Annotated in this window: 14 protein-coding genes and 1 pseudogene; 7 read left to right on the top strand and 8 right to left on the bottom strand. The window is 67.1% G+C overall.

Annotated elements, in window-relative coordinates; all coding sequences use genetic code 11:
- Positions 1–70: 70 nt before the first annotated feature.
- Positions 71–2,239 carry a M10 family metallopeptidase C-terminal domain-containing protein gene (locus E3C22_RS20260; RefSeq protein WP_134763705.1) on the bottom strand — a complete coding sequence of 723 codons (2,169 nt, stop codon included), beginning with the start codon at positions 2,237–2,239 and terminating at the stop codon, positions 71–73.
- A gap of 22 nt (positions 2,240–2,261) precedes the next feature.
- Positions 2,262–2,834 (bottom strand): hypothetical protein, encoded by a 573-nt coding sequence (locus E3C22_RS20255; RefSeq protein WP_134763704.1) that lies wholly within the window; start codon positions 2,832–2,834, stop codon positions 2,262–2,264.
- Between the two features lie 599 nt (positions 2,835–3,433).
- Here E3C22_RS20255 and E3C22_RS20250 point away from each other — a divergent pair.
- Together E3C22_RS20250 and E3C22_RS20245 are read left to right on the top strand one after the other, a co-directional pair.
- The gene (locus tag E3C22_RS20250; protein ID WP_483466317.1) at positions 3,434–4,744 is read left to right on the top strand and encodes a Ppx/GppA phosphatase family protein; all 1,311 of its coding nucleotides are present in this window, start codon (positions 3,434–3,436) and stop codon (positions 4,742–4,744) included.
- Entirely contained in the window at positions 4,741–5,493 is a 753-nt protein-coding gene (locus E3C22_RS20245) for an RlmE family RNA methyltransferase (RefSeq protein ID WP_134763703.1), read from the top strand. The genes E3C22_RS20250 and E3C22_RS20245 overlap by 4 nt, the downstream gene beginning before the upstream one ends.
- Positions 5,494–5,523: 30 nt before the next feature.
- Here E3C22_RS20245 and E3C22_RS20240 read toward each other — a convergent pair whose 3' ends face one another.
- Both E3C22_RS20240 and E3C22_RS20235 read right to left on the bottom strand, forming a co-directional pair.
- A complete protein-coding gene (locus tag E3C22_RS20240; protein WP_134763702.1) occupies positions 5,524–6,912 on the bottom strand; it encodes an MFS transporter in 1,389 nt (462 codons plus the stop codon).
- Positions 6,913–7,329: 417 nt separating this feature from the next.
- The gene (locus E3C22_RS20235) at positions 7,330–7,608 is read right to left on the bottom strand and encodes a hypothetical protein (RefSeq protein WP_134763701.1); all 279 of its coding nucleotides are present in this window, start codon (positions 7,606–7,608) and stop codon (positions 7,330–7,332) included.
- Between the two features lie 178 nt (positions 7,609–7,786).
- Here E3C22_RS20235 and E3C22_RS20230 point away from each other — a divergent pair, with 178 nt between their 5' ends.
- From E3C22_RS20230 to E3C22_RS20215, 4 genes are all read left to right on the top strand, one after another.
- Entirely contained in the window at positions 7,787–8,698 is a 912-nt protein-coding gene (locus E3C22_RS20230) for a LysR family transcriptional regulator (RefSeq protein ID WP_134763700.1), read from the top strand.
- Positions 8,699–8,916: 218 nt separating this feature from the next.
- Positions 8,917–9,795, top strand: coding sequence for an MBL fold metallo-hydrolase (locus tag E3C22_RS20225; RefSeq protein WP_245515106.1), 879 nt, complete (start codon positions 8,917–8,919; stop codon positions 9,793–9,795).
- 430 nt (positions 9,796–10,225) lie between these two features.
- Positions 10,226–11,212: an SEL1-like repeat protein gene (locus tag E3C22_RS20220; RefSeq protein ID WP_167591844.1), complete on the top strand. Its 987-nt coding sequence runs from the start codon at positions 10,226–10,228 to the stop codon at positions 11,210–11,212.
- Entirely contained in the window at positions 11,209–11,871 is a 663-nt protein-coding gene (locus E3C22_RS20215) for a hypothetical protein (RefSeq protein ID WP_134763697.1), read from the top strand. The genes E3C22_RS20220 and E3C22_RS20215 overlap by 4 nt, the downstream gene beginning before the upstream one ends.
- Positions 11,872–11,918: 47 nt before the next feature.
- Here the strand turns inward: E3C22_RS20215 and E3C22_RS20210 are convergent, their stop codons facing one another.
- The 3 genes and pseudogenes from E3C22_RS20210 to E3C22_RS25000 form a co-directional block, all read right to left on the bottom strand.
- Positions 11,919–12,914 carry an alpha/beta hydrolase gene (locus tag E3C22_RS20210; protein ID WP_134763696.1) on the bottom strand — a complete coding sequence of 332 codons (996 nt, stop codon included), beginning with the start codon at positions 12,912–12,914 and terminating at the stop codon, positions 11,919–11,921.
- A 190-nt stretch (positions 12,915–13,104) separates the two neighbouring features.
- Complete coding sequence (locus tag E3C22_RS20205; protein WP_483466318.1) at positions 13,105–13,716, bottom strand: pyridoxamine 5'-phosphate oxidase family protein; 612 nt, start codon at positions 13,714–13,716, stop codon at positions 13,105–13,107.
- 48 nt (positions 13,717–13,764) lie between these two features.
- Positions 13,765–13,950, bottom strand: a pseudogene (locus E3C22_RS25000) (pyridoxamine 5'-phosphate oxidase family protein); the annotation flags it as partial.
- A gap of 110 nt (positions 13,951–14,060) precedes the next feature.
- On the opposite strand from E3C22_RS25000, the gene E3C22_RS20200 reads away from it, so the two are divergent.
- Entirely contained in the window at positions 14,061–14,963 is a 903-nt protein-coding gene (locus tag E3C22_RS20200; RefSeq protein WP_134763694.1) for a LysR family transcriptional regulator, read from the top strand.
- Between the two features lie 68 nt (positions 14,964–15,031).
- Here E3C22_RS20200 and E3C22_RS20195 read toward each other — a convergent pair whose 3' ends face one another.
- On the bottom strand, positions 15,032–17,017 hold the full coding sequence (locus E3C22_RS20195; RefSeq protein ID WP_134763693.1) for a bifunctional 2',3'-cyclic-nucleotide 2'-phosphodiesterase/3'-nucleotidase: 1,986 nt from the start codon (positions 17,015–17,017) through the stop codon (positions 15,032–15,034).
- Positions 17,018–17,154 lie beyond the last annotated feature (137 nt).

The following is a 17,154-nucleotide window of genomic DNA, read 5'->3' as shown; positions in this document are numbered from 1 at the left end:
AGTCTAAAGCGATGCGGGCCGATTCGCATCGGCCCGCATTCCGGCTGAATTGCGCTCGGGCGCATCGACCTCAGAAGATGAAATCGTTCCCGTCGAGATCGGCGATGTTCACATTGTTCAGGGTGATGGTGTTTCCACCGAAGGTGATCACGGCATCCGCCCCGTCCTGGGCGAGGTGGTTTGCCTGAAGGTCGTCGAAGTCGATGATGCTCGAGACCCGCGACAGGTCGATCTTCTCGGAGTTGTTGAATTCCTCGAAGTCGGTGATGACGTCGTCGCCCCCGCCGTCGATGAAGACGAAGATGTCGGCATTGACGCCGCCGCTCAGCGTGTCGTTGCCGCGGCCGCCATCGAGCCGGTCGAACCCCGCATTGCCGCGGAGGATGTCGTTGCCGGTGCCGCCGAAGATGTTGTTGTCGCCTGCGCCGCCCGACAGGACATCGGCTCCGCCATTGCCCGAGATGAGGCGGGTATCGGCGTCGCCGGTGATTGTGTCGTTGCCGGAGCCGCCATAGATGCGCTCGATGCCGGAGAGGCTGTCGGTCCCAATCTGGGCGCTGGAGGCGATGTGGGCCGTCAAGTCGATCGTCAGTACGTCCGACAATCTGGAAAAGTCGAACGTATCGACGCCGTCGCCGCCCAGATAGATGTCGTCGGCCTTGTCGAAGTCGCCGATGAAGGTGTCGTTGCCATTGCCGCCGTCGACGGTGTCCGAGCCCGTGCCGCCGGAGAGCGTGTCGGCGCCGTTGTCCCCGAAGAGCTGGTCGGATCCCTCGTTGCCCGCGATGATATCGTTGCCGCCGTCGCCGAGAAGCTGGTCGTCGCCATCCATGCCGCGCAGCGTGTCGGCGCCGCTGCCACCACGGATCCTGTTGTCGGCGTCGTCGCCGATCAGGTGATCGGCGTAGTTCGATCCGCGCAGGCTCTCGATGCTGATCAGCGTGTCCCCCTCGGCCTCGCCGCGCATGCCGGTGCCGGTGCGCAGATCGACGATCACGCCGGCAGTGGACCCGACATAGCTGGCCTGGTCGTAGCCGATCCCGCCATTGATCCGGTCCGCCCCGGCTTCACCGAAGAGAATGTCGTTGCCGGCTCCGCCGAGGATGGTGTCGTCGCCGTCGCCGCCGCGAATGTTGTCGCCGCCACCATTGCCGCTGAGGACGTTGTCGGCGACGTTGCCGACGATCTTGTCGTTGCCGCTGCCGCCGGTGGCGTTCTCGATCAGCGACCGGAGATCGCCGTCATAAAGCAGCGCATTGGCGAGATTGCCGCGGGCGAGGTTGGTCGAACGGCTGCCGCCGTCGAGATCGGCCAGCTGATCCTCCGAGAAGGTCGACCACTCGCCCGGCCTGAGGTCGAGCGAAAGGTCGGTCGTGTAGTTGCTGAGATCGTAGGTGTCGGTCCCGTTGCCGTCCCAGACTGTCCGGAGGATCCTGTTGCCGCCGGGCGTCCCCTGGCCGACGCCGTTGATGAACATCTCGCCGGTCGTCGTGCTGAAGGTGTAGACGGAATTGCCGCTCCAGACATTCCCGGTGGCCGAGAAGTCGGCGCCATACATGTATTGCAGGGCCGCGATGTCGTACATCATGTAGCTCTGCGGATTACCCCAGGTCTCGTTCTCGCTGTAGTCGATCTCGTCGCCGACATGGTCGCGATACGTCATGATCGAATATTCGTTGGAGTCGGTGGCGTAGGGCAGCGCGCCATAGACGTTGCCGGTATCGTGGCCATGCGCGAGGCCGAGCGTGTGGCCGATCTCGTGGGCGAAGGTGTCGTAGGCGTAGTTGCCGAGCACCGGATTGTCGTAGGTCGTGCCGGTGTTGTTGTACCAGCTGTCGCCGCCCTCTTCGGCGGTGGACGGGTAGTAGCCATGCGCCGTCGACGACTCGTCCGTCATGGCGAAGCGAAGAACGGCATGGTTGGTGGTGGTCTCGGTCTTTTCCGAGAACGTCAATCCGGTGAATGATTCGATCTCGTTGAACACCGCGCGCACGGCGTTCTTCTGGATGGTGTTCAGCGCTTCGAAGCCGGAGGTCGGCTCGCCATAGGCACCGTAGCCGTTCGAATAGACGCCGGGACTGGTCGGGAAGCTGAAATCGAGATCGGTGACGGCCCAGCGCTGGCCGTAGATGATGCCCTGCCAGTCCTCGTGGGGATTGGGAACATAGGTCGTCGGCGCCGTCAGCGCTTCGTCCGGAATGGCCTGGTCGTGATCGGTGGGGGCAACGATGCCTGTCATGCTTGAGCGCTCCGAGTTCGGGTTATTGGGTCAGGGCGGTCTCGGCGCGGGCCAGGGCGCGGGATCTTTCCGCCGCTGGAAGCGCTTCGAATGTCACGTATTTCAGAGGTGGCTTTCCCGAACGGTAACGGGGCGAGCGCTCGGCGGCGCTGACGGCTGCCGGGCTGAGGGGGGCAAGCGTCACGATCTCGCCTCCGATCGTATCCGCCAGCCAGACGAGCGGCGGCGATGCCTGGCCATCGACGACGCAGGCGATGGCGAGCTGTCCCCGCTCCCCTTCGAGGCGAGCGCTGCGGCAGGCGACGTCGGCCGAGCCGCCTTCCGCGCGATAGAATTCCGTCAGGGCCTGAAGAGAGCGTTCCGTGAACATCTCAAGGGAAAGAGCCGCCGAGGCAGCCGGATGCGCCATCGCGAAAATCCCGGTGATTGCCGGTGCAACGAGGAGTAGGCGCAATGTCCAGCGCGGCATCGACAGCATTTCCCCCGAATGCCCGACATGATGCGGGTCGTTGCTCCTCTCGAAGTCGCCGCTTATGAACAATTGATTACGGCATTGCAATGACTTGTGGTGAGTTTTCCTGCGGAAGATGCGCATGCTGCCAATGACCGCCGCTGCGGCAGGAGGGTGACGTCATCGGGACACGCGGGAGTTATGTCGACGTTGCGGGAGGCCGGCGGTCCTCGGGCGAATCGTCATGCGACGGACGGCTGCTTCGTCAGGTGGGGGACGTGGGTACGTTCCGCCGCACGACATGGAGCCCTGGTAGACGCATCGTCGGATAGCGACACGCCACCGCTGCCGCTTTGTCGCCCGTTTCGGGCTGGAGCCCGCAGCCCGGGCGGCCGTCCCGCCCTTGTGCTTCCTCCCCCGGCTGTTACACTCGCGCCGACGCAGTAACGAAAGGCGCCCGGGACGCGATCGACGCTGTTCCGCGCCGGAGAGATCGTGTGAGTGACCATGACGATACGAGGAGACATCGGCACCCGCCGCAGATAGCCCGAGACACCTTCGCCTACGACGCCGATGATCGGCGGCCGGGCGATACGGCCGAGCGAGACGCCCCTGCCGGGACGGCAAAGAGGGGCTCCGCGACAGGCCAGGACGGGCTGGAGACGAAGACGCCCAAGGACGACGATTCGCGGCTGACCAAGCGTCAGAAGCGCAGGCGTCGCAAGGGCAGGAAGACGTCGGGCGTGGCTGCTGCCGCTCCAACGGACAAGACCAAGCCTGCTGGCGCTGGCGCCGGCATGCCTCGCGGCGCGCGCAAATACGGCCGGTCACGCCGCTCCGAGGGCGATCGGTCCGGCTCGGGCAAGGGCCAGAACTCCCAGCGGGCACAGGGCGGGCAGAACCAGCCTGCCGGCATGCCGGGCGCCGGCGCCTATGCAGGCCAGGCGGCGGCAAGGCAGCAGCCCCAGGCCGCAAGGGCCGAGGGATCCGCCTCGCAGCGACCGCAAGGCGCAGGCTTCAGGGGCCGGCCGGCCAACGACAGCGACAGGCCGCCGATCTATGCGGCCCTCGATCTCGGCACCAACAACTGCCGTCTGCTGATCGCGGTGCCTACCCGGCCGGGGCAGTTCCGGGTCATCGACGCCTTTTCCCGCATCGTCCGGCTCGGAGAAGGTCTCGGGCGCACCGGCAGCCTGTCGCGAGGCGCCATGGACCGCGCCACCGCCGCGCTCGCCGTCTGTGCCCAGAAGATCTCCGCCCGCGACGTCGCCCGCTCGCGGCTGATCGCCACCGAGGCCTGCCGCGCCGCCGCCAACGGCGCCGAGTTCATCGAGGAGGTCGCCGAGCGGACCGGCCTGTCGCTGGAGATCGTGCCGCGCGAGACCGAGGCGCGGCTCGCCGTCTCCGGCTGCGGCTCGCTGATCGACCGCAAGGCCCGCGGCGCCGTGCTCTTCGACATCGGCGGCGGCTCCTCCGAGATCGCCCTCCTCGATCTTCGCGGGCCGCACACCCGGCGGCTCGCCAGCCGCATCGTCGCCTGGACGTCGCTGCCGGTCGGCGTCGTCTCGCTCGCCGAGCGCCATGGCGGGCGCAACGTCACGCCGGAGCTCTTCGAGCTGATGGTCGCCGAGACGGTCGAGATGATCGAGGCGTTCCCCGAGCGGGACAGGCTGAAGGATCTCGTCGGCACCGAGAATTTCCATCTCCTCGGCACCTCCGGCACGGTGACGACGCTGGCCGGCGTCCATCTCGGCCTCGAGCGCTACGACCGGCGGCAGGTCGACGGGCTGTGGCTCTCCTCGGACGAATCCGACGCGCTGGTGAAGAAGATCGCCGGCTGGAGCTTCGAGGAGCGGGTCGCCAATCCCTGCATCGGCTCCGACCGGGCCGATCTGGTGCTCGCCGGCTGCGCCATCTTCGAGGCGATCCGCCGGGTCTGGCCGGCGCGGGCGCTGCGCGTTGCCGATCGCGGGCTGCGCGAGGGGCTGCTCACCGAAATGATGGTCGCCGACGGTGTCTGGCGCCGGCGCGATACGAGACGGGGCACCGCATGACGGGACGGGGCGACGACCGCGGCATGAGCGTGCGCGTCAAGAAGAAGCGCGGCGTCAAGGCGTCGTCGCGGCGCTGGCTGGAGCGCCAGCTCAACGACCCCTACGTCCGCCGCGCCAAGACCGACGGCTATCGCTCGCGGGCCGCCTACAAGCTGATCGAGATCGACGACCGCTACAAGCTCCTGAAGCCCGGCCAGGCGGTGGTGGATCTCGGCGCGGCGCCCGGCGGCTGGAGCCAGGTCGCCGTCGAGCGCACCGGTTCGACCGCCGATGCCGTCGGCGTCGTCGGCATCGACTATCTCGCCGTCGAGCCGGTGGCCGGCGCGACGATCCTCGAGATGGATTTTCTCGACGATGAGGCTCCGCAGAAGCTGCTCGACACCCTCGGCCGGCAGCCGCAGATCGTCCTTTCCGACATGGCGGCGCCGACCACCGGCCACCGCCGCACCGACCATCTCAGAACCATGCATCTCTGCGAGGTCGCCGCCGATTTCGCTATCCGGACCCTGCGGCCGGGCGGGCATTTCCTGTCGAAGACCTTCCAGGGCGGCACCGAAAACGATCTCCTGACGCTGCTCAAGCAGAATTTTGCAGCCGTCCATCACGTCAAGCCGCCGGCCTCGCGGGGCGGCTCGGTGGAGCTGTTCATCCTCGCCAAGGGCTTCAAGGGCCGCGGCCCCGGCACCGCCGATGCCGAGATGTCCGATGCCGACGAACACGACGACGACGAGGCCGGGCCGCTCGGCTGAAGCCTGGCGACGCTCTCGCCCGGCCCGCCGCTATTCCGCCGGAACGCGCCGGCCCGCCACCTCGTCGCCGGCATCGGCCGGCAGCCGCAGAAAGGCGACGACCGCCGCCCCTGTCACCGCGCCGACCACCAGGAAGGCGACGGTGAAGTCGGGGATGGCCACCTCGCTGCGCCCGCCGAGTGCCATGCCGAGTTCCAGGACGGCGCCGGCAAGCGCGACGCCCGTGGCGATCGACACCTGCTGCACCGCCGCCATCATCGCCGTCGCGTCGCCGGATTCGCGATTGGAAAGATCGGCGAAGGCGAGGGTGTTGATCGAGGTGAAGAACAAGGAGCGGAAGAAGCCGCCGACGAGCAGCAGGAGGACGACGACGAGCACCGGCCAGTCAGGCCGGAAGATGCCGATCAGCATCGTCATCGCACCGCCGACGAGGGACGTCGCGACCAGGGTGGGCCGGAAGCCGAAACGGTTGAGGATCGGCTTTGCCAGGAGCTTCATCAGCATCGCCCCGCCGATCGACATGCAGGTGGTGAGCCCCGATTGCAGCGGCGTGTAGCCGAAGCCGAGCTGCAGCATCAGCGGCAGCAGGAATGGAACCGCGCCCGAGCCGATGCGGAACAGCGTGCCGCCGAGGATCGCCGCGCGCAGCGTCGGCACCTTCAGAAGCTTCAGCCGCAACAGCGGATCGGGCGTGCGCCGCGCGTAAGCGATGAAGGCCACGCCGGAGACGAGGCCGGCCGCGGCCATGACGACGCCGACCGCCGGCGGCAGCGCCGGCAGCGACACCACCGAAAACCCGAAGACGAGGCCGGCGCAGGCAAAGCCCGACAACAGGAAGCCGGGAATGTCGAAGCGGATGCTCGGCACCGTCTCGATCCAGGGCAGATAGCGCCCGGCGAGAACGATGCCGGTGATGCCGATCGGCAGGTTGATGAGGAAGATCCAGCGCCAGTCGGCATAGGTGGCGATGGCGCCGCCGATCGGCGGGCCGAGCAAGGGGCCGACCAGCGCCGGGATCGAGAACCAGGCCATGGCGTCGACGAGATCGGATTTCGGCACCGCCCTGACCAGCAGCAGCCGGCCGACCGGCGTCATCATCGCGCCGCCCATGCCCTGCAGGAAGCGGGCGGCGACGAAGCCCTCCAGCGATCCGACGGTGGCACAGGCGAGCGAGCCGAGGACGAAGACGCCGATGGCGATCCGGAAGATCGACCTGGCGCCGAAACGATCCGCCATCCGCCCGGAGATCGGAATGAAGATCGCCAGCGCGACATAGTAGCTGGTCAGCGCCAGCTTCAGCGCGATCGGGCTCGTCCCGATATCCCTGGCGATGACCGGCAGCGACGTCGCGATCACCGTCGAATCCATGTTTTCCATGAAAAGGGCGACGGCCAGGACGATCGGGACGATGCGTTTCACGCGCGGTTTACCTTAAAAGCTCGAGCGTCCTGCCCGGCTTGGTGCGGCGACGCCTCGCTTCTCGTCGTGAGGTGGCGCCTCGCCGGACACGCTTCGAATCGCGCCGGACGGAGGCTTCGGTCTAGACCGGATCGGACAGGATTTTAAGAGGCGCCTGCATCGCAGCGGTGCGACCGGCGTCTTACAGCATCGGCCCGAAAATCGGTATCGATTTTCGGAAAGCACGATGCTTCGATTCAATGACTGAGAGCGTTCTTTGTGCGTCCATTCGGACGCACGGCGCTCTGATCCGATCCTGTCGAGCACGCCGAAACGAGCAGCCCGGCGCGGCCGAAATGGCTGCGCCGGGCGGAACACCGGGCGGAGCAGGCCCGCGGCTCATCGATCTGCGCCGCCGGAATGTCCCCGATGGGCCGCTCAGCGGTCTGCTTGGGCGGCATGGTGGAAGCTGGTCATCCCCGTTGCGGCGACGACGTTGCGGATCTGCGAGTCATAAAGGTGGTCGGACTCGCTCGATCCTGGGATCATCGGATCCTTCGGCGTCGGCTGGTTCTGGATCGCCTGAAGGTTCTGCGGATCGACCTTCTGGTCGTAGGGAGCACCGGTGACGAAGATCGGGGCCGCCGAGGTGACGGCGGGCGCTGCGACGACGCCGAGGGCGATGATGGCTGCTGCGAACTTGCTGACTGTTTTCATGGCTTGCGCCTTTCGTTCGAAGATCGCTCGAGCCGCTGGAGACTCGAGGCATTCTGACCGATTCGACCGCTGGAACCGCGACGGCTTCCGGGGCATCGACCAGTGGTGATGAGGTAAGTGGGAACGACCGGCCCGCCAGACGCATTTCAGCGACGCCTCGTTCCACTTCGAGAACGCCGTGACGACATCCTTTGACGACCTGTATTTTTACGAAGCGGTCGTGCGAAACCGCGGCTTCAGCGCCGCCGCGCGCGAGCTGGGCGTCGCCAAGTCGGTGCTCAGCCGCCGGGTGCGGCATCTGGAGGAGCGCTTGGCGGTGCGGCTCATCGAGCGCAGCTCCAGCCACTTCGAGGTGTCCGAGATCGGCCGCGACGTCTTTCGCCATGCCCATTCCGCCAAACTCGAACTGGAAGAGGCCGGTCGCGCCGCCGCGCGCCTTTCCGGTGAACCGCGCGGCCTGGTGCGTGTGGCGATCATGCCCGGCGGCCCGGCACACGCCATCTCCGAGGGTCTGCCGGATTTCCTTGAGCGCCATCCCAGGATCCGGTTCCAACTGATCGTCAGCAACCGGCGGTCCGACCTGATCGAGGATCGGATCGACGTCGCGGTCCGGTCGCGGTCGGATTTTGCCGGCGAGGGCGACTATGTGGTCAAGCGGCTCGTCTCGGTGCGCAACGGCTTCGTGGCGAGCCCTGCGCTCGCCGCCCGTGTCGGCCGGATCGAGGGGCCAGCGGATCTGACGCCGCTGGGTTTCCTCGGCAATGACGAGATGCATCCCGAGGAGATGCTGACCGTGCTCTCCCCGGATGGGCGAGAACACAAATTGCGGATCGAGCCGCGTTTCGCCTCGAACAGCCTGCCGCTGGTCATCGATGCCGCCATTGCGGGGCTCGGCGTCGCGTTCGTTCCGGACGTGGTCGCGAAAGGGCCGGTCGCCGAGAGCCGCCTGGTACGCCTCCTGCCCGATTGGCACGGTCCCGAATCCGTCTTCCACATCGTCTTCACCTCTCGGCGCGCCATGCTTCCTGCCGTGCGCGTGTGCATCGATTTCATCTTCGAACGCCTGAAGCATCTGGTGGCAACCGCGTGAGCGACGGGCGATCGAACGCGGTCTCACCTCGGGAGTCCTTTATGATGAGCCAGATGAGCTCCGTCCCGGCTCGCCTCAGCCGCCGGGCCGCCCTAAAATGGCTGCCGGCGGCAGTCGGCGCACTCGCCGCAATCGCGGGTCGGGTCGGTCGCTCTGCAAGGGCCGCGGACGATCCGATCGACGCTGCCGTCGAATCCTCCATCGAAAAGGCGAATATCATGACACCAGGCTGGCAACGCTTTGCCCTCGGCGAGGCGCGGATCACCACGGTTCTCGACGGCGCCCGCCATGGCGACGGTCCCTATCCGACCTTCGGCAAGGACCGCAGCCAGGAAGAGATGGCGGCGCTGATGCGCGCCAACTTCCTGCCCGAGACGCGCTTCGTCAACGGCTTCACGCCGGTGCTCGTCGAACTCAACGACAACCTCATCCTGTTCGACACCGGCTTCGGCGAGAGCGGCAGGAAGGACGGCTACGGCAAGCTGATCGAGCGCATGGGCGCAGCAGGCTACGGGCCCGAGGCGGTGACGATCGTCGTCCTCACCCATCTCCATCCCGACCACATCCTCGGCGTGATGACCGGCGGCAAGCCGACCTTCCCGAACGCCCGCTACGTGACCGGGGCTCGGGAGTTCGAATGGTGGACCTCGGAAGAGACGAGGAACGGTCCGCGGGCCGAGTATGCGAAGATGGTCGAGACCCTCGTCGTGCCGCTAAAGGAGAAGATGACCTTTCTGAAAGACGGCGACACGGTCGTCTCGGGCATCACCGCCTTTGATGCCTTCGGCCACACGCCCGGCCATATGGTCTTCGAGCTGGAATCGGCCGGCCAGCGGCTGATGCTCACCGCCGACACCGCCAACCACTTCGTCGCCTCGCTGCAGAAGCCGGAATGGCAGGTCGGCTTCGACGTCGATCCGGAGCAGGCGATCGCGACCCGCAAGCGCGTCTTCGACAGGATCGCCGCCGAGCGCATTCCCTTCATCGGCTATCACATGCCGTTCCCGGCGATCGGCTATGCTGAAAAGCTCGAAGACGGCGGCTATCGCTTCGTGCCGGAGACCTACCAGCTGGCGATCGCCAGCGAAGGGTCCTGACTCTCGCCGCCGCCCTGACCGCCCTGTTGTCCGGGTTGTGATCCGGTCTGGCGGCAGCGTGGCTGGACAGGCCGGCGAAACTGGCAATGATGGGCCGTATATTCCGTAAGGGAATTTATGGCCCATGTCCCTTCATACTCATTGCTATGCGGCTTTCCGCAGGCGCTTTGCCCGAGGCAGCCGTGGATGGCAGGCTGTCGCGGCGGCGGGTGTTCTCGCCGTGGCGCTCGTGGCAGGTCCTGGCGCACATGCCCAGCCGGCGCAATCGCCGGCGGGTACGGCGCCGCCGTCGAAGAGCCTTCCCGAGCAGGGTGCAGAAAGCCGCAGCGGCGCAGCGTCCACACCCAAGATCGATGCCGCCGCGCTGAAGTCCGCCTGTCTTGCCGCCATTGCAGCTGCGCGATCGGATCGCCGCGGGCTCCCGGACGCCGTGACGAGGTGTCAGGACGCCGTTCACGCCGCGCCCGAGGACATCGAGCTCACCTTCGACTACGGCCAGATCCTTTCCGACGCGCTGGTCTTTGACGAGCTGGCGGTCCTGCAGTTCCGCAGGGCGGCGGAGAAGGGCCATGCCGGAGCCGAGAACGCCCTCGGCATTGCGCTGGTCAACGGCCGCGGCGTCGAAGCCGATCCTGCCGAAGGCGTCCGCTGGATCGGCAAGGCGGCCGAACAGGGCCTCGCCGACGCCCAGAACAATCTCGGCAGCATCCACGCCGCGGGGATCGGCGTGCCGAAGGACCTTGCGACGGCGGCCGCCTGGTTCCGCAAGGCGGCGGAGGCGGGCGACGCCCAGGGCGCCTACAATGTCGCCGAGGCCTATGCCTACGGGGAGGGCCTCGCCCAGGACTGGCCGAGCGCGATCGCCTGGTACGAGAAGGCCTCGGGCCAGGGCATGGCGCGGGCGGACTACCGGCTGTCGCGGATCTTTGCCGAGGGCCTCGGCATCGCCGCCGATCCGGCCCGCGGTTTCGCCAGCCTGCAAAAGGCCGCCGAGGGCGGCTATCCGCCCGCCGCCTTCGATCTCGGCGAGGCCTATCGCATCGGCAACGGCGTTGCCGTCGACGCCGCCGAAGCGACGCGCTGGTACCGCCTCGCGGCGACCAGGGGCCACGCGGCGGCGCAGTTCTTCCTGGCGCTCGGCCTCGCCCAGGAAAGCCAATTTGCCGAGAGCGCCGAATGGCTCGGCCGGGCGGCGGAGCAGGGCCATCCCGACGCGCAGTACATGATGGGCCTGTTTCTCGCCGAGGGCCTCGGCGGGGGCGCGCCGGATCCGGACAAGGCGGTGGAATGGTACCGCAAGGCCGCGGCCCAGGGCCAGCGCGACGCCATCACGGCGCTCGAGACGTCGTCGGCGGACGGCGAGCCCGCCGGCGATGCGGCAAAGCCGTCCGAAGCAGACCCTCCCGAAGCGAAATGAGAGTGTCGCCGACCATGGCCCTGCCGCACCATCGATCGATCGTCCGGCTGTTCGTCGCTCTGGCGGCGCTGCTTCTGCCGATCAGCGTCGCGGTGGCCGGTGAGCCGTTGCGGCTGATGATCCTCGCCGCCCGGCCGGGGCCGGAGGCGATCTCCGACGGCTCGCCGCACAGCCGGGCACTGATCGAGGCGATCGGCGCCGGGCTGACGACGGGTGACGGTGGCAAGGCACTCGCGAGCCGGAGCGACGGACCTGTGATGCTGCTCGGCGAGGGAGACGCGAGCGCGGAGGCTCTTGCTGATCCGGCGGCGAGCGACCGTGCCATCCTCGATGCACTGGCAAAGGCGGGGGCGGCGGGCGCGATCCCGGCCGATCTCGTGCTGAGGGCGGTGCTCTATGCCCGTGCCGTGCAGCGCGACGCCGGCAAACCGGAGGACATCGCGCTCGAGCTTCGCGTCGAGCTTTCCCTGCGCGACGTCGCCTCCGGCCGGCCGGTCGGCATTCCTCCCCGGCGAAAGTCGGTGCCGCTCGACTGCGGCAACCCGCCGGACGCTGCCTGCATCCAAGGCTCCGTCTCGGCTGCTGCGGCGGCCCTCGGCCGGGAGATCGGATCGACGCTCGCCTACCGGATCGCGGCGCTGCTGCCACCCAGGCCGTGACCGGGCGCCTTCCAAGGCATCGACAGGGCGCGCCGGTACGGCCGGCGTCAGCGGCGCGCCGTCTCGCCTGGCAGCGCCTTGATCCACGTCACGATGCGCTGTGCCAGCTCGTCGGTGGTCTTCGGCGAGAGGATGTCGCCGGCCAGCGTGTGGTGGGAGGGATCGCCGGTGATCGGAACGTCGACGACCTCGGTCTTGCCCGGCCATTTCGCCGCGAAGCGTTCGGTCGCGCCCGGATCGACGACGCTGTCCTCCTGCGAATAGAAGACGAGGAGCGGCAGCGGCTCCACCTTCGTCCAGTCGATATTCCTCACCGCCCGCACCAGCGCCGCCATCGGCGCCAGTGCGCCGATCGGATATTCGGTCGTCCAGTGGGCGGCCTGGCCCTCGTTCACCGGGGTGAAGCCGCGGGTCTTGCCGCCGAGCAGCGGCAGCAGATCGCGGGCGAAGGGCATGTCGAGCATGAAGGCCCAGCGGTCGTTGATGGCGAAGTTCGGCGAGACGAAGACGAGCCCCTCGGCGCCGTCCATCAGATGCGGGATCGTCGTGCCGAGGGCGCCGAGCGTGGCGCCGGTCGAGGCCGCGACGACGACGACGCGGCTGCCGATCGTCCGGCCGATCGCCATCGCCTCGGCGAGGTCGTTGACCCAGTCGTTGACCGTCGTCTGTTCCATCGCCGCGCCGTCGCGGCCGTGGCCGGTCAGTCGGGTGTAGAAGAGATTGGCGTGGAGGGCCCTGGCCACCTCGTCGGCGAGCGGCCGCATCTCGGCCTTGTCGGCGGAAAAGCCGTGGAGATAGACGATCGCCAGCGGCGTCTTCGCCCGCGAGGCCGGATAGGCCCAGACGATCTCCTTGGCGGAGGACGGCCGCAGGTTGGGAATGTCCGCCTCCTCGCTGGCGAGATAGGCGTCCGGGTCGCGGCCGATCGAGGCCGGGTCGAAGCTCACCGTCGTGTCGACGGGCTCGCGGGGCCCGAAGAGCCAGAGGCCTCCGAGCACCACCACGATCAGGAGGATGAGGGCGAAGACGAGACGCAGGATCAAGAGCTCAGTCCGCTTGGCTTGCCGAGGGGCAAGCCATAGCGCGGAAGCGCGGATGACGAAACCGGGGCGTGACGCGTAATGACAGCATCGGGCCGAAGACGGTGATCGGCCTGGCCACGGCACCGGCGAATGGCCGCGCTTCCCTGACGCGACCATCGTCGATGAGAGCAAGCCGATATGGGCCGGGCAATCAGTGCCCGGCGCCAGCCCCGAGCGCCGCAAGCTCGGCGCGCAGGCGGTCGTTCTCCGCCTTCAGCTCGCGCAGTTCCTGGCGGAGCGGCTCGACGGCCCCGGAGATCTCGGCCTCGGTGAAGCGCGGCGTGATGTGCTGCGGGCAGTTCCAGTCGAAGGCCTCGAGATGGAAGAGCATCGCCCGTTCCACCTTGGCCCTGTAGTCAGGAAGCGCCAGCCTTTCCGCCAGATCCGCGTCGGCGGCAAGGTCCCGCATTTCGGCGCGGGCAAAGATCTTCAGGCGGGCCCGGCGCGGATAATCCATCAGGAACAGCGACACGCGGTCGTCGGCTTTGAGGTTGCCGAGGCTGATATATTGGCGGTTGCCGCGAAAGTCGGCAAAGCCGAGGGTCTTGTCGTCCAGAACCTTGAGGAAGCCCGCCGGCCCGCCGCGATGCTGGAGATAGGGCCAGCCGGTCTGCGAGACCGTCGCCATAAAGATCTTCAGGCGGGCCCGGCGCGGATAATCCATCAGGAACAGCGACACGCGGTCGTCGGCTTTGAGGTTGCCGAGGCTGATATATTGGCGGTTGCCGCGAAAGTCGGCAAAGCCGAGGGTCTTGTCGTCCAGAACCTTGAGGAAGCCCGCCGGCCCGCCGCGATGCTGGAGATAGGGCCAGCCGGTCTGCGAGACCGTCGCCATGTAGAAACTGTCGCGGCTGGCGATGAAGGCGGCTTCGGCGTCGCCGAAGCGATCGAAGGCGCGGTTCTTTCCGGCCGTAGACCACAGGTCGAGGCTGCCGTTTTCGGCCTGTGCGGCCTTGACGCTCGGCGTCGCCGCGATGTCGAGAAACCCATAGGCCATGACCGTTCCTTCCCTCTCGAAGTGACCGCCCGGGCCGACAGTTAAGGCCTTTCATCGTTTGCGATAATAGATCAATATTGGAAACCATTATTTCGACTGACGAGATAATCATGGACCGCCTGGAAGCGATGACGATCCTCGTTGCTGTGGTCGAGACCGGCAGCTTCACGGCCGCCGGCCGGCGCCTCGGCATCCCCCTGCCGACCGTCAGCCGCAAGCTCGCGGAGCTGGAGGCCCGTCTCGGTGGAACCCGGCTCCTCGTCCGCTCGACCCGCAGGCTCTCTTTGACCGAAGCGGGGGCCGACTATGTCGCGGCCTGCAAACGCATTCTGGAAGAGATTGAGGCGGCCGACCGCAAGGCCTCCGGCGAATACGCCCTTCCGAAAGGCGAGCTGGTGCTGGCCGCGCCGATCGTCTTCGGCCGGCTGCATGTCCTGCCGGTCGTCGCCGAATTTCTCGCCACCTATCCCGCAATCGACGTCAAGCTCTTGTTGTCGGACCGCAACGCGCAGCTCATCGACGATCACATCGACCTCGCTCTCCGGATCGGCAGCCTGCACGACAGCGCGATGATCGCCTTGCCGCTCGGGACGGTGCGCTGGATCGTCTGCGCCAGCCCCGCCTTTCTCGCCGTCCAAGGCAGACCGCAGGCCCCGGCCGATCTCGCAGGACTTGCCTGCGTGACCTTCGACATGGCCGGCACCTCCACCGCCTGGGCCTTTTCGCGAGGCAAGACGTCCGAGCGCGTGTCGGTCCGCTCGCGCCTGTCGGTCAACACCGCCGAGGCCGCGCTGGACGCGGCGGCCGAAGGCGTCGGCCTCACCCGCGTCCTCTCCTACCAGGCCGCCAGGGCGATCGCCGAAGGCAGGCTGGAGCGGGTGCTTCAGGATTTCGAGCCGCCGCCGCTTCAGGTCAGTCTCATCCACCCGCCGCAACGGATGCTGCCCCTGAAGACGCGCAGCTTCATCGACTTCGCCGCGCCGCGGCTGAAGGCGCGGCTGAGGTCTGTCTGAGCGCGCCGCCGACCGCGGCTTGCCGCTCCCGGCGCATCCGGCCAACAGTCTAAAGGCGATTTCGCCGATCAGAGCCTGATCCGGTAGAGCGCGAAGCCGTTCTCCTCACGGCCCGTCGGCTCGATGGTCGCGCCCTTGACGCTCGCCGCATATTGCTTCGCCTTCGGCCCGGTCTCGAAGGTCGCGCTCGTCCCCTTGGCGGGGGCGAAGCGCCAGTTGGCGTCGGCGGACGGGTTGATCGTGCCCTGGTCGTGAATGTAGCGCACGATCACGTCGCGATTGGCGTCCGGCGCCACATAGACGATCTTGTCGGCCGAAATGCCCGGGAAATTGCCGCCGCCGCCGGCCCGGTAGTTGTTCGTCGCGACGATGAACTCCTGCTCCGGATCAATCGGCCGGTCGGCGAATTTCAGGTCGACGATGCGCTCCGAGCCCTTGTCGGCGAGCTGGCCTTCGGCCGAGTAGCGGGCCGGCCGCGTCACGTCGATCTGATAGGTGACGCCGTCGATGACGTCGAAATTGTAGGAGGGGAAGTCGTCGGCAAGGAGCGGCTGGTCTTCCTTGCCGGCCTCGACCTGCCGGAACATGCCGGCCGACATTTCCAGCCATTCCTTCACCACCGCGCCGGTGATCTTCACCGCCCGCACGGTGTTCGGATAGAGATAGAGATCGGCGACGTTCTTGATGGCGATCGGACCGGCGGCAACGTCGGTATAGTAGTCCGGTCCGCTGCGGCCGCCCGCCTTGAAGGGCGCCGCTGCCGAGAGCAGCGGCAGCGAGGCGAATTCCGTCGGCTTCAGGATCTCGCGCATGTACCAGGTCTGCGCCTGGTTGACGATCTGCACCGAGGGGTCGTCGGCGACCAGCGCGAAATAGGAATAAAGCGGCGCTGAGGTCTTGCCGACGGGAGTGCGGACATAGGTCAGCGTCGCCTCGTGATCGGCCTTCGCCGCGTCCAGCACCGGCTCGTCGCTCTTCACCGTCGCCGTCACCGTCTTGTCGGCGCGCTCGTAGATCGGCCGGAGCTCGGTGGAGAAGTCGGCGATCTTCCAGGCCTTGCCGTCATGTTCGAGGAGGAGGTCGATCAGGCCGAGATCGGAGCCCCAGAAGCCGGCCATCACCGCCGGCTTGCCGGCGAGCGTGCCCTTCTTCGGGTCGGCGCCGTCGATGTCCTGAAAATCCTTCTCGCCGGGAAACCTCAGATGCTGGTGGCCGGTGAAGACCGCGTCGATGCCCTCGACCCTGGCGAGATCGAGCGAGGCGTTTTCCGGCCGGTCGTCCTTCGGGTCGTTGCCGGCGATGCCGGAATGGGAGAGGGCGAGAACGAGATCGACGCCCTCCTCGCGCAGCTTCGGCACCCAGGCCTTCGCCGCCTCGACGATGCCGCGGGTATTCGCCTTGCCTTCGAGATTGGCCTGGTCCCAGACCATGATCTGCGGCGGCACGAAGCCGATGACGCCGATCCTGATCGGCTTCATCGCGCCGTCGCCGAGTTCGATCTCGCGCTCCAGCACCAGAAAAGGCGGCACGAAGAATTCGTCCTTCAGCGGCGTTTCCGCCAGCTCGCCCTTGACGAGATTGGCGCAGCAATAGGGAAAATTCGCGCCGGCGAGCACCTTTTCCATGAAGGGCAGGCCGTAATTGAACTCGTGATTGCCGAGCGTGCCGGCCTCGTAGTTAAGAACGTTCATCGCCGCGATGACCGGATGGACGTCGCCGTCCTTGATCCCGCGCTCATAGGCGACATAGTCGCCCATCGGATTGCCCTGCAGGAAATCGCCATTGTCGAAGAGAAGCGCGTTCTTCGCCTCGGCGCGGATCGCGTCGATGATCGAGGCCGTCCGGGCGAGGCCCACCGTGTCCGATGGTTTGTCGGCGTAGTAATCATAGGGATAGACGTTGACGTGGATGTCGGTCGTCTCCATCAGTCTGAGATGCGCCTGATTGCCGGCCGCCCGAACCGAATAGGGATGCAGCGCGACGGCAGCGCCGAGAGCGGCCGAGCCGGCGAGGAAATGCCGGCGTGACAGAAAAGCCGGCTTCCGATCAATCATGACAAACTCCCATCCTGCTTTTCCGCCGGCCCGGGGGTCTGGCGGCGGGTATCGCTGCGATCTCGAATACGCCTGCCCAAAGGCGAAGTCGCATGATAGTTCGAAGACACCTCGACTGCCGGGAAACTGCCGGGGAA

The sequence above is a fragment of the Jiella endophytica genome (genome assembly GCF_004519335.1).
Classification (GTDB): Bacteria; Pseudomonadota; Alphaproteobacteria; order Rhizobiales; family Rhizobiaceae; genus Jiella; species Jiella endophytica.
Note: the sequence above shows the minus strand (reverse complement) of the source record. Positions and strands in the feature narration are given on the sequence as shown.

What these genes read in the sequence shown, in the direction of transcription:
- E3C22_RS20235 (WP_134763701.1), bottom strand. Translation starts at nt 7,608, where the DNA reads ATGAAAACAGTCAGCAAGTTCGCAGCAGCCATCATCGCCCTCGGCGTC.
- E3C22_RS20260 (WP_134763705.1), bottom strand. Translation starts at nt 2,239, where the DNA reads ATGACAGGCATCGTTGCCCCCACCGATCACGACCAGGCCATTCCGGAC.
- E3C22_RS20195 (WP_134763693.1), bottom strand. Translation starts at nt 17,017, where the DNA reads ATGATTGATCGGAAGCCGGCTTTTCTGTCACGCCGGCATTTCCTCGCC.
- E3C22_RS20225 (WP_245515106.1), top strand. Translation starts at nt 8,917, where the DNA reads ATGACACCAGGCTGGCAACGCTTTGCCCTCGGCGAGGCGCGGATCACC.
- E3C22_RS20200 (WP_134763694.1), top strand. Translation starts at nt 14,061, where the DNA reads ATGGACCGCCTGGAAGCGATGACGATCCTCGTTGCTGTGGTCGAGACC.
- E3C22_RS20255 (WP_134763704.1), bottom strand. Translation starts at nt 2,834, where the DNA reads ATGCGCATCTTCCGCAGGAAAACTCACCACAAGTCATTGCAATGCCGT.
- E3C22_RS20215 (WP_134763697.1), top strand. Translation starts at nt 11,209, where the DNA reads ATGAGAGTGTCGCCGACCATGGCCCTGCCGCACCATCGATCGATCGTC.
- E3C22_RS20245 (WP_134763703.1), top strand. Translation starts at nt 4,741, where the DNA reads ATGACGGGACGGGGCGACGACCGCGGCATGAGCGTGCGCGTCAAGAAG.